The following is a 14,066-nucleotide window of genomic DNA, read 5'->3' as shown; positions in this document are numbered from 1 at the left end:
TGGCGGCGTGGCCGGGTGAGTGCCGGACGGTCAGGTGGCCTGGCCCGGGCGGACCAGGCCGGTTTCGTAGCCGAGGACGACCAGTTGGGCTCGGTCGTGGACGCCGAGCTTGGTCATCATGCGGTTCACGTGCGTCTTGACGGTGAGAGGGCTCATGACGAGGCGCTCGGCGATCTGGGCGTTGGTCAGGCCCATGGCGACTCGCGCCAGGACCTCACGCTCGCGGTCGGTCAGCGGGGCCAGCCGGGCGGCGTCCAGGTGGGCCGGCCGGGCGGTGAACTCTTCGATCAGCCGACGGGTGACGCCGGGTGACAGGAGGGCGTCGCCGCGGGCGGCCACCCGGACGGCGTGGCGGATCTCGGCCGGCTCGGCGTCCTTCACCAGGAAGCCGCTGGCTCCGGAGCGGAGCGCCTCGTACACGTACTCGTCCAGGTCGAAGGTGGTGACCACGACGACCCGCACACCGGCGGCCGTCAGCGTCCTGGTGGCCTGGAGGCCGTCGAGCTCGGGCATGCGGATGTCCATCAGGACGACGTCCGGCTGGAGCCGGCCGGCCAGGCGCACCGCCTCGACGCCGTCGGCGGCCTCGCCGACCACGGTCATGTCGTCCTCGGTGTCGAGCAGGGCGCGCAGGCCCGCCCGTACCAGCGGCTGGTCGTCGGCGAGCAGGACGGTGATCACGTCGGCAGCCTCGCGGTGACGCGGAAGCCGCCGTCAGGGGCGTTTCCCGTGGTGAGCCGGCCGCCCACGGCGGCGACCCGCTCGGCCATGCCCGTCAGGCCGTGCCCGCGCGGCGCCTGGCTCCCCTGCCCGTCGTCGTCCACCCGCACGGTCACGGCTCCCGTCTCGTAGGCCAGCGTCACGGTCGCCGTGGTGGCGTTCGCGTGCCTGATGGAGTTGGTCAGGGCTTCCTGCACCACACGGTAGACGGTCAGGTCGGCGGCCGGAGGGAGAGGCCGCCGCTCGCCCTCGACGCCGAGCGTCACGGGCAGCCCGGCCGTCCGCAGGAGCCCGGGAAGCTGCGCGCATCCGGGCGAGGGACGTCGCGGCTCGGCCAGGCCGTGGGGGGCGGCGGTGCCGGGGCGGAGGACGCCGAGGACGGCCTTCATCTCCGCCAGGGCCTGGCGGCTGGAGGTGCGGATGACCAGGAGGGCGGCGGCGGCTTCGGGCGGTCCGCCGGCTCGTTCCACCGCCTCGGCGGCCACGGCGGCGTGCAGCGCGATCACCGACACCGTGTGCGAGGTGACGTCGTGCAGCTCTCTGGCGACCCGCAACCGCTCCTCCTGGGCGCGCCGCAGAGCCTCCTCCTCGCGGGTGCGCTCGGCCTCCTCGGCACGCCGCTCCACCTCCTCGGTGTAGGCGCGCCTGGCCCGCGACACCTCCGCCGGCTGGGCCGTGACCAGCACGAGCAGCGCCCAGATGACGACGGCGATCGCGACGTCGGCCTCCCACCTCACAGCCGCCGCCACCCCGGGCACCGCCACCAGGAACGCCGCGCCCGCCCACCCGGCGAGCCGCCGCCCGGCCGCGATGGCCGAGAACAACGCGATCAGCGCGGGCACCGCCCACAGCGACAGCGCGTACCCGAGTGCGAACAGGCCCGCCTCCGCGCCCGCGCACGTGGCCAGCGCCAGGTCCGGCCGCCGCGGCAGCCAGGCCAGGCCGAGCGCCGTCGCGGCGAGCAGCGCGTAGCCGAGCAGGTCGAGCGGCCGGGCGTCCGGCTGGTTCCCGGACGCCATGCCGGCCGAGAAAAATACCACCACCGCCGCGCCACAGACCAGGGCGATCGTCTTCACCCCCGCACCGTAGTTCGCCCCGGCCCCGCCACGCGATACTCCCGTCGCAGCAGTCCGGGTACGGCCAGCGCGGCAGCCACGCAGGCCATGGGGATGGCCGGCAGCACGTAGCGGTGGTCGAAGTCGAGCGCGGCAACCGGCGCGACGAGCAGGAACACCGCGAACGACCACGGCAGGAGCGCGGAGCGCGGGCGCGCCAGAACGCCCGCCCCGCCTGCCAGGAGCACGACGCCGAAGAGGCTCCCGTGCAGGAACCACGGGTACTGGTAGACGGCCAGGACCGAGGCGTACGGCTCGACGGAGCGCATGCCGCGGAGGTCCGGGTCGTACTCCTGCCGCACCTTGCCGACCAGGGCGTGCTCCTCCGGGAGCGGCCACGAGCCTCGCGGGAAGGTCGTGGACGGGGTCATCCGCGCCGGGTGGGCGACCGGCTGCCAGGTGAAGGCGAGCGAGGTGTCCCGGGCCACCTCGCGCAGGTAGTCGAGGGGCTGGGCGGCGATGGCGGCGAGCGCGAACGACCTGGCCAGGTCGTTGTGGGCGAACCGGTCGCCGGGCAGCCGGTTGAGCGGGGCCCGTGGATCCCAGACGTACTCGGAGGCGGCGTCGAGGACCGTGCCGTTCGGGCAGAGCGCGGCCAGGTCCGGGCCCGGGCGGATGACCGAGCAGTCGGCGAAGGTCATGGTACGGGCCCACAGGGCGACTCCGTCCGAGCCGCTCAGCGCGAACCTGCCGTGGTGCTGGGCGTACCAGCCGGCGTAGGCGAGCAGCGGCAGCAGGCCCGCCACCGCCAGGGCCGCGGCCTGCCGCCACGACGCGCGGCGCAGCAGCACGTACAGGGCGGCCAGGCCGATCAGCGGCACGGCGGCGGTGCGGGTCAGGCCGGCGAGCGCGAGCAGCAGCCCGGCCGCCGCGGCCGCCCGCGCGGACGGCTCCCGCCGCCACAGGAGCGTGAGCAGGGCGGCCGTGATGAGGAAGATGACCAGCGTGTCCGACAGCACGGCGTGCTCCAGGCGGACGAACGCCGGATCGAACAGCACCGGGACCGCCGCGAGCGCCGCGCCCCAGCCGGGCACCGATCTGCGGCGCAGCAGCACGTAGATCAGCATGCCGGTGGCCAGGCCCATCGCGTGCTGCACGCCCGCGACCAGCTCCACACTGTGGAAAGGCCGCAGCGCCCGCAGGAACCAGGAGTAGCCGGCCGGATGGAACGCTCCCTGCGGCCGCAGGTGCACGGCCGTGTCCAGGTAGGTGAAGGAGTCGTACCAGTAGAGCCGCGCCGTGTCGTAGCCCAGCATGACCAGCACGCGCAGCGCGGCGGCGAGCAGGAGCACGACCGCGAACAGGCGGTGACCGCGCGCCGGGCCGGTGGCGCGGCGGTCCGGGCGCGGCACCGCGAGCGTGAGCGCCATGATCTTCCCCCCGGGAGAGCCGGGTGGATCCCGGCGTGCGGGGGGTCAGTCCAGCGGGTGGTCGATAACCTGATCGTCACCGATTCCGGTTATGCCGGCGTTATGCGGGGCGGGGCAGACTGACGGCATTTAAGATCTTTAGGGGGCACTGTGCGTGTTCTGGTGGCCGAGGACGAGCGCATGCTCGCCGACTCGATCGCCGAGGGACTGCGCGGCGAGGCGCTGGCCGTGGACGTCGCTTACGACGGGGACGCGGCGCTGGAGCGGCTGGGCGTGCACGACTACGACGTGCTGATCCTCGACCGGGATCTGCCGCTGGTGCACGGGGACGAGGTGTGCAAGGCCGTGGTCGAGCGGGGCTGGCTGGTGCGGGTGCTCATGCTGACCGCGGCCGGCGACGTGCGGTCCCGGGTGGCCGGGCTGTCGCTCGGGGCCGACGACTACCTGCCGAAGCCGTTCGCGTTCGAGGAGCTGGTGGCCAGGGTGCACGCGCTCGGCCGGCGGGCCAGGCGGGCGGATCCGCCGATGCTGGAGCGGGCGGGCGTGCGGCTGGACTGGGCGCACCGGCAGGTGTTCCGCGACGGCCGGTACGTGCCGCTGGCGCGCAAGGAGTTCGGTGTGCTGGCCGAGCTGCTGCGCGCCCAGGGGGCGGTGGTCTCGGCGGAGACGCTGCTGGAGAAGGTGTGGGACGAGCACATCGACCCGTTCACGAACACGGTGCGCACGACGATGATGAAGTTACGCAAGAAGCTCGGCGAGCCCCAGGTCATCGAGACCGTGCCCGGATCGGGGTACCGCATCCCGTGAGCATTCGCCTCCGTTTCGCCCTGGCCAGTGCGGGAGTGTTCTTCGTCCTCTCCGCGCTGGTTCTGGCCGGCCTCTACTTCGTCGTGCAGACGACGCTCCAATACCGCGCCTCCGTCTTCACTCCCGCCCGCGTCCAAACCGTACGGCCCGATTTCGGCTACCTCTCCTACGAGCGGTACGACCAGGTGTACGAGCTCGCCCGCGAGTTCGCGCTCAAGACGCACGCCACCTACCAGAGCAGCGTCCTCTCCAACGTGCGCAACGTCGGCGCCCTCGCCGTGCTCGCCGGCACGGGCGGGACGTTCGGGCTCGGCTGGCGGGCGGCGGGACTGGCGCTCCGGCCGCTCAGAAGGGTCACCGAGACCGCCCGTCAGGTGGCCCAGAGCCACGACCTCACCGAGCGCATCAGCTACGAAGGCCCGCGCGACGAGGTCAAGGAGCTGACCGACATCTACGACACGATGCTCAGCCGGCTGGCGCGCTCGTTCGACGGGCAACGCAGGTTCGTGGCCAACGCCTCGCACGAGCTGCGCACCCCGCTGACGATCAACAGGACGCTGGTGGACGTGGCGGTGCGCAGGCCGGACGCGACCGAGGACGTCAAGCGCCTGGGCGAGTCGCTGCTGCTGGTCAACGCCCGTCACGAGCGGCTCATCGACGGCCTGCTGGCGCTGACCGAGGGCGAGCAGGCGGTGCTGGACCGGCGGCCGTTCGACCTGATGGACGTGGCCGAGCACGTGCTGGACCAGGCGGCCGGAGAGGCGGCCGAGCGGGAGGTGACCATGCACCGGCTGCTCGACTCCGCCCCGACGGCGGGCGAGGCGGTGCTGGTCGAGCGGCTGGTGCAGAACCTCGTGGAGAACGCGATCCGGCACAACCACCCCAAGGGCGAGGTGTGGGTGACGACGCGGCGGCGGACCGAGCAGGTCGAACTGGTCGTGGCCAACACGGGGCTGCAGGTCCCGCCGTACGAGATCGAGACGATCTTCGAGCCGTTCCGGCGGCTGCACGGCGACCGGCTGCGCTCGGACCGGGGCAGCGGGCTGGGCCTGTCGATCGTCCGGGTGATCACCGAGGCTCACGGGGGCACGGTCACGGCCCGGCCGAGGGACGAGGGCGGCTTGACGATCACCGTGGAGCTGCCGGTGGATCCGTCGGCTCCGTGACGCCCTCGTGGATGTCCCAGAGCACCGTCTCCGGGACGCCCGCCTTGACGAGCTGTTCCCAGGTCGCCATCCGGTCGGCCGGGTCGGCGAGCATGGCGCGCAGGAGGGGCCGCAGCGCGGCGTGGTCGGCGCCGTCCTCCGCCCACATCGCGCCGATCGCCCGGTGCATGGCGGGCGAGCGGACCGCGGCCGTCCGCAGCAGCTCCTCCAGGATCGCGACCCGCTCGCGGAACGGCAGGGCACGCCCCTCCCCCAGCGCCCGCAGCAGCAGGTCGAGCAGCCGCCGGTGGTGCGGCGAGTGGCCGGTGGCGACGGCGACGACGGCGTCGCCCATGCCGGAGGTCTCCGTGACGCCGAGCACGACGTCCTCCTCGCCGTCCTCGACCACCCGGCGCGCCGACAGGGCGGTGAGCAGCCCGGTCCAGCCCTCCTCGCCCAGCTGGCCCTTCCACAGGTGGGTGAAGGAGGCCCAGCGCTCCAGGTGACCGGGTCCGGGCAGGAGCGAGGAGACGGCGACCGGCTCGCCGGAGGCGGCGACGATGAGCAGGGTGAGGTTCGCCGAGTACGCGGCCAGGCGCCGGGTCATCGTGTGCCGCACCGGGCGGAAGCCGGTGAAGTGGCGGCGGCCGCGCTCGTGCAGGGAGCGCCGCAGCAGCCCGGTCAGCTGCTCCACGCAGCGGGCCCGCACCGCGGCCGGCACCTCCTCCAGCAGTTCCAGGATGAACCCGACCGTCGGCCCCCGCTCGGCCAGGCAGGAGTGGGAGGTGACCGCGTACAGCAGGTCGTCGTCCACGCTCTGCACCAGCGCGAGCGGCTCGTCCCCGGCCAGGCGGCGCCTGCGGTCCAGGTCGCGCAGCGCGTACATGGTCAGCCAGGCCACCAGGAACTCGCCGAACGTGGAGTGCAGGAACGCGTGGCCGTTCCTGCGCACGAAGAAGAACCGCTCGGTGGCCTTGCGCGCCCAGTCGACGCGGGCGTGCTCCTCGGGGTCGTCCTCGCCCCCGTGGCACAGTGCGGGCAGGTCCCTGTTGAGCGCCTCGTCGGTGATCACCTGGCGGCCGCGGGCCAGCATGGACAGCGCGACCGTGCCGAGCATGACGAGCTCCTGGTCGATGAGCACGCGGCGAGCCCCGCCGGTCTCGCGCTCGGTGAAGTCCCTGAGCAGGACCTCGTAGAGGCGGGAGCGCTTGAGCGGCTCGGCCGCGCCGCGCTGCAGCGCGTTGCCGCCGGCGTCGTAGAGCGCGAGCAGGAGCAGCAGGAGCGGCTGCCTGGCCATCTCGCCGTGGGCGAGCGCGGCCTCGGCGGGCAGGGGCTTCAGGTCGCGCCTGGCCAGCAGGGCGCGGTTGGCCTGGTCCCAGATCTCGAGCCACTGGCGTACCTGGTCGTCCTCGAACGGCTGCAGCTGCAGCGCCAGCAGCCCGTCGGGGAACCTCATCCGCTCGGCCACCACGGTGCGGCTGGTCACGATGACCGCGGCGGGCCGCCCCTGACCGGCCTCCTGCCGCTGGAACTCCTGGACCTGGGCGAGGTAGTCGTAGCGGTTGACGCCGCCCTGCACCAGCTCGTCGAACCCGTCGAGCAGGATCACCGGCAGCGCCCCGTCGGCGGCCGCCACGAGCTCGGCGTACTCGACGTGCTCGTCCAGCATCGCGCCGATGGCCTGCTCGATCTGCTCGGTGACGCTCGCCCGCGCCGCCACGCCCTGCAGGTCCACCCGGATCGGCAGGAACTCCGAGCGGGCCAGCCGGGCGGCCAGAACCTCGGTCAGCTTGGTCTTGCCCGAGCCGGGCTCGCCGAGCACGAGCAGGGGCGCCTGCGTGGCGCGCAGCGAGGTGAGGTGGCCGACGAGGAACGCCTCGGTGTCGGGCAGCAGCCGCCGGCCCTCCCACCACTCACGCTGGGCGGGCGCGGCCTCGCGGGTCAGCTCCGCGACCCGGCAGAGCGGGGTGAGGTAGCCCTCGCCGAGCAGCGGCAGGTAGACGTCCTCGGGGAGCTTGCCGGCCAGCAGGAGCGGCTGGTCGAGGAGGTTCGCGGCCATCCTGGCCAGGTGGATCACGGGGCGGTCGCCGACCCGGGGCGGGGCCAGCTCGGCCAGCAGCCACGCCACCCGCGACAGCGCGGTGGCCGGCTGCGGCCGCTCGGTGACGAGGCTGCGCACGCCGAACTCGTGGCTGTCCAGCGCCAGCGACCGGTAGTCCTCGTCGTAGATGCGCAGCGCGTGCGCGGGCGGCCCCTCGGACAACATCCGGGGCAGCAGGAGCTGGTCGTCGACGGTGAGCTCGTCCCAGACCGGCAGGCCGCCGACGTATCCGGCCATGGCCTCGGACATGCGCAGGTAGGCACGTTCCACGGCCTGACGCGTCTCGGCGTACGGCAGGTGCGGCTCGGGCGTGGGCAGCCGCTGGAGCAGCAGCTCGGCCATCAGCCTGGCGAACCGCTCACGGGTCGGCACGCCGTGGGAGATCTGGTCGGTACGGTCCAGTTTGTCCAGCGTGAACGGCAGCTTGGCCTCGCCGAGCGCCTCGAAGTACGCCGAGACGACGATCACGGCGTGCGCGGCGGCCAGGCGCTGGGTGCGGGTGTGCCGGCCGACGCCGCTGCGTAACTCGCGCATGCGGCCCGCGACGTCCTCGCCGAAGCGCATGACGGACGCGCGCATGTCGGCCAGGCCCAGCACGAGCTGCCCGGCGCCGGCCAGCGCCCAGCCGCTGCGCTCGGCCGCCGCGGCGAAACCGATCACCTTGGCGAGTCTGCCGTCCTTGCATCCGAGGATCCTCAGGGCGTCGGCGTAGCTCGGAGTCTCGATCATGGCCTTCTCCCGGGGAGCGGGGATGTCCCATCATGCGCCGCGTGCGAGCGCCTCGTGTTGGTAGTTACCCGCCCGTCACTTTCCTTTCACGGCCTCGGCGATCTCCGGCAGGGCGGCCGGGTCCTCGATCGTGGACGGCGTGGTGTACGACCTGCCGTCGGCGATGTCCCGCATCGTGGCGCGAAGGATCTTTCCGGAGCGGGTCTTGGGGAGCCGGGCCACCACCATCGCCCGGCGGAAGGCGGCGACCGGGCCGATGCGCTCGCGTACCAGGGCGACCAGCTCGCGTTCGAGGTCCTCGGGGTCGCGTTCCGCGCCTGCCTTCAGCACCACGAAGCCGACCGGGAGCTGGCCTTTCAGCTCGTCGGCCACGCCGATCACGGCGCACTCGGCGACGTCGGGGTGCGCGGCGACGACCTCCTCCATCGCGCCGGTCGAGAGCCGGTGGCCGGCCACGTTGATCACGTCGTCGATGCGGCCCATGACGTAGAGGTAGCCGTCGGCGTCCAGGTGGCCGCCGTCGCCCGTCAGGTAGTGGCCGGGGTGGCGCTCCAGGTAGGAGCGGGCGAAGCGGGCCTCGTCGCGGTAGAGGGTGGGCAGCGCGCCGGGCGGCAGCGGCAGCTTGACGGTGACCGCGCCCTCGACGCCCGGCGGGCAGTCGCGGCCGTCGGCGTCGAGGATGTGGACGTCCCAGCCGGGGACGGGCTTGGTCGGGGAGCCGGGTTTGATCGGCAGGGTTTCGATTCCGACGCAGTTGGCGGCGATCGGCCAGCCGGTCTCGGTCTGCCACCAGTGGTCGATGACCGGGATGCCGAGCAGGTCGGACGCCCAGTGGTAGGTGTCGGGGTCGAGGCGTTCGCCGGCGAGGAAGAGGTAGCGAAGTCCGGACAGGTCCCACTTTTTCGCGAAATTACCTGATGGGTCCTCTTTCTTGATGGCCCTGATCGCGGTCGGCGCCGTGAACAGCGTCCGCACGCCGTGCGTCGACACCACCCGCCAGAACGCCCCGGGGTCCGGGGTGCCGACCGGCTTGCCCTCGTACAGCACGCTCGTGCAGCCGGCCAGCAGCGGCGCGTACACGATGTAGGAGTGGCCCACCACCCAGCCGACGTCGGAGGCCGCCCAGTAGACCTCTCCGGGGGCGGCGCCGTACACGTTGGCCATGCTCCAGTGCAGCGCGACGGCGTGCCCGCCGTTGTCGCGGACGACGCCCTTCGGGACACCGGTCGTGCCGGAGGTGTAGAGGATGTAGAGCGGGTCGGTGGCGGCCACGCTCACGCAGGCGGCCGGCTCGGCGTCGCGGACGAGCGACGCCCAGTCCAGGTCGCGGCCCTCGGCGAGCTCGGCCACGCACTGCGGCCGCTGCAGGATCACGCAGTGCCCGGGCCGATGCCCGGCCTGCTCCAGCGCGGCGTCCAGCAGCGGTTTGTACGCCACCACCCGGGCCGGCTCGATCCCGCACGACGCCGACAGCACGACCTTGGGCCGGGCGTGGTCGATCCGCACGGCCAGCTCCCTGGCCGCGAACCCGCCGAACACCACCGAGTGCACCGCCCCGAGCCGGGCGCACGCCAGCATCGCGACGACCGCCTCCGGCACCATGGGCATGTAGATCACCACGGTGTCGCCGGCGCGCACGCCGAGGTCCCGCAGCATGCCCGCGGTCCGCGCCACCTGGTCGAGCAGCTCGGCGTAGGTGTAGACGCGCACGGAGCCGCTGACGGGGCTGTCGTGGATCAGCGCCGCCTGCCCGCCGCGCCCGGCCGCCACGTGCCTGTCCAGCGCGTTGTGACAGGTGTTGAGCCGTCCGCCGGGAAACCACCGGCCGTCGCCGTAGGACGTGGCGGGCGCCACGTCCCAGTCGATGCCGCGGGCCGCCTCGGCCCAGAACTCGTCGGGATGCCGGATGCTGCGCCGATAAGCTTCGTCATAACCGCCCACTTATCGATCAGACCAGTCCCCGGCCCCATGACGCAAGATGTTCGCGTGAGCGATGACCTGATCCTTTCCGTCGTCATGGGGTCGCGGGCGTACGGGCTCGAAACCGACGACTCGGACACCGACCGGCGGGGCGTGTTCGCGGCGCCGACGGCCGCGTTCTGGCGGCTGGACAAGCCGGCCACACACCGGGACGGGCCGCTGCCCGAGCAGTTCTCGTGGGAGGTCGAGCGTTTCTGCGTGCTCGCCCTCGACGCGAACCCCACGGTCCTGGAGTGCCTGTGGTCCCCCATCGTGGAGGTGATCACCCCGGCCGGGCGGCGGCTGCGCGACCTGCGCGGGGCGTTCGTGTCGGCGAAGGCGCAACGCTCCTTCGCCGGGTACGCCGACGCGCAGTTCCGCCGCCTCGACCCGGCCGCGCCCAAGTGGAAGCAGGCCATGCACATGCTGCGGCTGCTGCTGAGCGGCCTGCACCTGGTACGCCACGGGGAGCCGCTCGTCCAGGTCGGGCCGCACTGGGAGCGGCTGCTGGCGATCAAGCACGGCGAGGTGCCGTGGGCGGAGGTGGACGCCTGGAGGAAGGAGCTCGTGGCCGAACTGGCCGCCGCTCCCGGCGTGCTCCCCGCCGAGCCGGACCGGGAGCGGGTGGAGGAGTTCCTGATCAGCGTGCGTAAGGAGAACCTGTGAACGGGCTGCCCGGCTGGCTTCAAGAGATCCCCGGCGAGCAGCCGTACCCGCTGGCGTTCGCCACGGTGAGCGGCGCGCACCTGTACGGCTTCCCGTCGGTGGACTCGGACGTGGACCTGCGGGGCGTGCACGTACTGCCGGCCGAGGAGGTGGTGGGGCTGCGGGGCGGGCCGGAGACGCTGGAGCGGACGTGGACGCGCGACGACGTGGAGATGGACCTGGTCACACACGACCTGGCCAAGTTCTGCCGGCTGCTGCTCGGGCGCAACGGCTATGTGCTGGAGCAGCTCCTGTCGCCGCTCGTCGTGGCGTCGTCGGCGATGCACGAGGAGCTGGTGGCGCTGGCGCCCGGGTGCGTGACGCGGCATCACGCCCACCACTACCTCGGGTTCGCGCGGACGCAGTGGCGGCTGTACGAGAAGACCCTGGAGCTCAAGCCACTGCTCTACACCTTCCGCGTGCTGGCGACCGGGACGCACCTCATGCGTACCGGGGAGCTGGAGGCGGATCTGACGCGGCTGTACGCGTACGGGCCCGCGTACCTGCCCGACCTGGTGGCGCTGAAGAAGGACGCCGAGCACGGGCGGTCGCCGTCGGTCGAGGGGCTGGAGGCGGACGTGGAGCGGATGACGGCCACGCTGGAGGAGGCACGGGACGCCTCGGCTCTGCCGGAGCGGGCGACGGCCGAGGGAGCGCTGCACGATCTGGTGGTACGGGCGCGGATGGGCTCCGGGGCCGGACTGTGACGCTGGTCGGCAGGGAAGGCGCACTCGACGTCGTCGACCGGGTGCTGGCGCCGGGTCGCCCCCTATGCCATCGGAACAGGCTCTCGACCGGACCTGAAGGCCGCCGATCCGGTCGTCGCGTGTAGCCCATGATCTCGGTACGTGTCTGGTACGTGATCATGGGCACGTGCTCGCCATCGGTGGCAGCGGGTGGCACACCCGGAATGCGAAAGGACCTGCGTTTCCGCAGGTCCTTGCCCATCTTGCGATGTAGATCGTGAGTGCCCCCTGTAGGATTCGAACCTACGCACCCGGCTCCGAGAGAGGGTTGCGGATTTCGGCCCTATTCCGTGAGTGAGCTGCAAGTTTGCATACCAGATGCCCCTCTAGATACGCCGCTGGTCCACAGGGGGTCCACGCTTACATCTGTTGAGTTCGATTCGATCACTCGTTCAGTTCAGATCGATCGTTGTAAGGACGCCGATCAACTGACATGAGTTTCCCGCGCTGGCCCACAATCCACCGCGAGTCACTCTCCCTCACCATCACTCAGGGTTCGCTGCCGCCTGCTCCGTGAAGGTCGAATTCCTGTGTCAGCACCTTGTGCCCGGGGCAGTAGGAACCACTGTTCGATCGTGACTTTTCAGACACTCTCTATATGCGGTTGAGGCCATACCGCCATAACGCTGACGGCGCTCTCATTTGGCGCCAATTGGGATGAACGACGCACTACCTCCATAAACTACTTTTGGCATACTAGCTGAGATCCCCTGTCATAATGGCAACCCCATGCCTGCGGGAGTGCTTGATCTAGATCGATAGGAGGCACTCCCGACTGGCTGAATTAGTTTGTGCGTTTAGTTCGTCGCGAATGGGATTATTGCAGATGACTAAAGAAACACTTACTTTCCTCGGCCGCCCTTGGTGGCAAGGGGTTGCGGCACTGGTGGCCATAGTCGCATTGGCCATCACCGTTTACGGCGTGGTAAGTGCGTCGCCTCAGTCGAATCGAGGGGAGGGCGGCACCAATATCGGCAAATGCAATATAGCGGGCGACGTAAAGGGAAACAACAATGTTTTCCAGTGTAATTCTGAAGAAACTCCGGCGTCATTGCTGCCGACCCGTGGCGATGCTCAGAACAATGGGTTCTCTCCAACGCCTCCCGGCGAATCCGATCGCTCACTGGAAGTGGATCTTATGGGCCCAATGTATGGGGCTCACTGGAACACGTCAGAAATTGATCCAGCACCGTTTAATCCACCGGAAAAGGAGGAGCAGTATAAGGGGTTCGCCATGCGCACGTATGCTCATTTTGAAGACGGGTCCGATGCAACGGGTGGAATTTTTTTCTCGCCACCGTGGAAAATAAACGGGTGGACTAGGGGTGAATTTCTTCTCCCCCGCCCCATTGTGGCAAATGACAACTTCGTTGCCATTGTAGGACAACACTCACACCAGGGTCTCGGCAAAAATGCCTACATGGTCGAATGTGTAGACGAGCGCGGTCATTCATTGGTTGCCTTTAGGCGAGTCCATGAAGGCGGCAAGCGAAAGCTTGCTTATGTCAATGAATCGCTGGATCGTTGCATGGGGGCTACAAAATTGCGCCTTACTGTGACTACCTTAAAGCTTCAAGAAGGTGGCCTTATCTTGAAAGACGCTAAGATTGAGCTTCAGAATTCCGCTCGATAGCTCTCTATAGGGTAATAAAAATAGGCTCTGCAAACAACAAGATCATTGAGTTTTGTGGGCCGCACAGTCGTCTGGTTGGATATTACGGCAAGTCGTACTGCTTGATGAGGGCCATGGCCTTCTTCTCGTCCACCTGGAGTGGCAGATTAGCCATCTTCTGGCGTAACTCCTCCAAGATTTTGTTGCCTGCGCGGACGACGCGGGACCGGTGAAGCTCCAGCTGGGAGTCGAACAGTTTGGCCGTGGGTCCCATCCAGATCAGGCCAGAGTGGAACTCCTTGTAGGACTGTTCGATCGCCTGGGTCGCGTTCTGGATGAGCGGGGTGATCCTCTGCTCAGCTTCGCGTAACGCTTCGTAGAGCGGGTTGGGCACCATGTCGGGCATCGGCTCAGCCGTTCTTGTCGGCGCTGGGGGAGGGGGTGCTCGGGGTGGTGATGAGTTTGGGTGCGATGAGTTTCATCAGGGCGACCACGTCGGCGGCGTTGTCGCGTCCCTTGACGCCTCTTACCAGTTCTATGGACAGCCGTGCCTGGCCTCTCACCAGCCATCGCGCCGACGTGGGTCTTCTCGTTGGGGTAGCTGGCGTAGTAACCGAAACCGCCAGGGACGATCTCCGGGAGCTGCTTGGAGTAGCCGTCGCGCAGTTGGTTCTCGATCTGGCCGCGAGTACCGCCGGTGTCAAGCATGATGCGAAGCACCGTCCAGCGCTCGCCGGTTCGCTGATAGGCGGAGCAGGCGCCGGTGGCAGGGCGCTCCTCGCGTGCGAGTTCGCGCGCCTGGGAAGAGGCCCGCCGCTTCGCCTTGACCCCGTAACAGGTCGCCTCACCCCTTGCCGGAAAGCCTTACGACCTGCGCCACGCCGCCCTGTCCACGTGGCTCAATGCCGGAGTAGACGCCACCGAGGTGGCTGACCGTGCTGGCAACAGCGTGGAAGTGCTTCTCAAACGCTACGCCAAGTGTCTGGATGGCCGACATGACCAGAGCAACCGTCGGATCGAGATTGCGTTGGATCTCCGATGACATCTTTCGGCAGAG

13 protein-coding genes are annotated in these 14,066 nt (G+C 70.0%); 5 read left to right on the top strand and 8 right to left on the bottom strand.

Features of this window, described 5'->3' with window-relative positions; translation table 11 throughout:
• Window positions 1–30 precede the first annotated feature (30 nt).
• The 3 genes from ACIBX3_RS19825 to ACIBX3_RS19815 are packed head-to-tail and all read right to left on the bottom strand — an operon-like array spanning window position 31 to window position 3,205.
• Complete coding sequence (locus ACIBX3_RS19825) at window positions 31–681, bottom strand: response regulator (protein WP_397118895.1); 651 nt, start codon at window positions 679–681, stop codon at window positions 31–33.
• The gene (locus ACIBX3_RS19820) at window positions 678–1,796 is read right to left on the bottom strand and encodes a sensor histidine kinase (protein ID WP_397118893.1); all 1,119 of its coding nucleotides are present in this window, start codon (window positions 1,794–1,796) and stop codon (window positions 678–680) included. The genes ACIBX3_RS19825 and ACIBX3_RS19820 overlap by 4 nt, the downstream gene beginning before the upstream one ends.
• Complete coding sequence (locus tag ACIBX3_RS19815; protein ID WP_397118891.1) at window positions 1,793–3,205, bottom strand: phospholipid carrier-dependent glycosyltransferase; 1,413 nt, start codon at window positions 3,203–3,205, stop codon at window positions 1,793–1,795. The genes ACIBX3_RS19820 and ACIBX3_RS19815 overlap by 4 nt, the downstream gene beginning before the upstream one ends.
• Window positions 3,206–3,355: 150 nt before the next feature.
• Here ACIBX3_RS19815 and ACIBX3_RS19810 point away from each other — a divergent pair, with 150 nt between their 5' ends.
• Entirely contained in the window at window positions 3,356–4,012 is a 657-nt protein-coding gene (locus tag ACIBX3_RS19810) for a response regulator transcription factor (RefSeq protein ID WP_397118889.1), read from the top strand.
• A complete protein-coding gene (locus ACIBX3_RS19805; RefSeq protein WP_397118887.1) occupies window positions 4,009–5,178 on the top strand; it encodes a sensor histidine kinase in 1,170 nt (389 codons plus the stop codon). The genes ACIBX3_RS19810 and ACIBX3_RS19805 overlap by 4 nt, the downstream gene beginning before the upstream one ends.
• Here ACIBX3_RS19805 and ACIBX3_RS19800 read toward each other — a convergent pair.
• Both ACIBX3_RS19800 and ACIBX3_RS19795 read right to left on the bottom strand, forming a co-directional pair.
• Complete coding sequence (locus ACIBX3_RS19800; RefSeq protein ID WP_397118885.1) at window positions 5,141–7,987, bottom strand: hypothetical protein; 2,847 nt, start codon at window positions 7,985–7,987, stop codon at window positions 5,141–5,143. The two genes, ACIBX3_RS19805 and ACIBX3_RS19800, sit on opposite strands and share 38 nt — an antisense overlap.
• Before the next feature lie 75 nt (window positions 7,988–8,062).
• Window positions 8,063–9,928: a propionyl-CoA synthetase gene (locus ACIBX3_RS19795; RefSeq protein ID WP_397118883.1), complete on the bottom strand. Its 1,866-nt coding sequence runs from the start codon at window positions 9,926–9,928 to the stop codon at window positions 8,063–8,065.
• Between the two features lie 45 nt (window positions 9,929–9,973).
• On the opposite strand from ACIBX3_RS19795, the gene ACIBX3_RS19790 reads away from it, so the two are divergent.
• From ACIBX3_RS19790 to ACIBX3_RS19780, 3 genes are all read left to right on the top strand, one after another.
• A complete protein-coding gene (locus ACIBX3_RS19790; RefSeq protein WP_397118881.1) occupies window positions 9,974–10,612 on the top strand; it encodes a DNA polymerase beta superfamily protein in 639 nt (212 codons plus the stop codon).
• Window positions 10,609–11,358, top strand: coding sequence for a DNA polymerase beta superfamily protein (locus ACIBX3_RS19785; RefSeq protein ID WP_397118879.1), 750 nt, complete (start codon window positions 10,609–10,611; stop codon window positions 11,356–11,358). The genes ACIBX3_RS19790 and ACIBX3_RS19785 overlap by 4 nt, the downstream gene beginning before the upstream one ends.
• 850 nt (window positions 11,359–12,208) lie before the next feature.
• On the top strand, window positions 12,209–13,030 hold the full coding sequence (locus ACIBX3_RS19780) for a hypothetical protein (protein ID WP_397118877.1): 822 nt from the start codon (window positions 12,209–12,211) through the stop codon (window positions 13,028–13,030).
• A gap of 82 nt (window positions 13,031–13,112) precedes the next feature.
• Here the strand turns inward: ACIBX3_RS19780 and ACIBX3_RS19775 are convergent, their stop codons facing one another.
• The 3 genes from ACIBX3_RS19775 to ACIBX3_RS19765 form a co-directional block, all read right to left on the bottom strand.
• On the bottom strand, window positions 13,113–13,415 hold the full coding sequence (locus ACIBX3_RS19775) for a hypothetical protein (RefSeq protein ID WP_397118875.1): 303 nt from the start codon (window positions 13,413–13,415) through the stop codon (window positions 13,113–13,115).
• A 4-nt stretch (window positions 13,416–13,419) separates the two neighbouring features.
• The gene (locus tag ACIBX3_RS19770) at window positions 13,420–13,572 is read right to left on the bottom strand and encodes a hypothetical protein (protein WP_397118873.1); all 153 of its coding nucleotides are present in this window, start codon (window positions 13,570–13,572) and stop codon (window positions 13,420–13,422) included.
• A gap of 281 nt (window positions 13,573–13,853) precedes the next feature.
• On the bottom strand, window positions 13,854–14,054 hold the full coding sequence (locus tag ACIBX3_RS19765) for a hypothetical protein (RefSeq protein WP_397118871.1): 201 nt from the start codon (window positions 14,052–14,054) through the stop codon (window positions 13,854–13,856).
• Window positions 14,055–14,066 lie beyond the last annotated feature (12 nt).

The sequence above is a fragment of the Nonomuraea sp. NPDC049480 genome, assembly GCF_044465905.1.
Taxonomy (GTDB): domain Bacteria; phylum Actinomycetota; class Actinomycetes; order Streptosporangiales; family Streptosporangiaceae; genus Nonomuraea.
The sequence above is the reverse complement of the archived record's forward strand: the minus strand, read 5'-3'. Positions and strand labels throughout refer to the sequence as shown.

Excerpts from the sequence above, each read along its gene's own strand:
- ACIBX3_RS19815 (WP_397118891.1), bottom strand. The coding sequence starts at position 3,205 with ATGGCGCTCACGCTCGCGGTGCCGCGCCCGGACCGCCGCGCCACCGGC.
- ACIBX3_RS19800 (WP_397118885.1), bottom strand. The coding sequence starts at position 7,987 with ATGATCGAGACTCCGAGCTACGCCGACGCCCTGAGGATCCTCGGATGC.
- ACIBX3_RS19780 (WP_397118877.1), top strand. The coding sequence starts at position 12,209 with ATGGGATTATTGCAGATGACTAAAGAAACACTTACTTTCCTCGGCCGC.
- ACIBX3_RS19775 (WP_397118875.1), bottom strand. The coding sequence starts at position 13,415 with ATGCCCGACATGGTGCCCAACCCGCTCTACGAAGCGTTACGCGAAGCT.
- ACIBX3_RS19765 (WP_397118871.1), bottom strand. The coding sequence starts at position 14,054 with ATGTCATCGGAGATCCAACGCAATCTCGATCCGACGGTTGCTCTGGTC.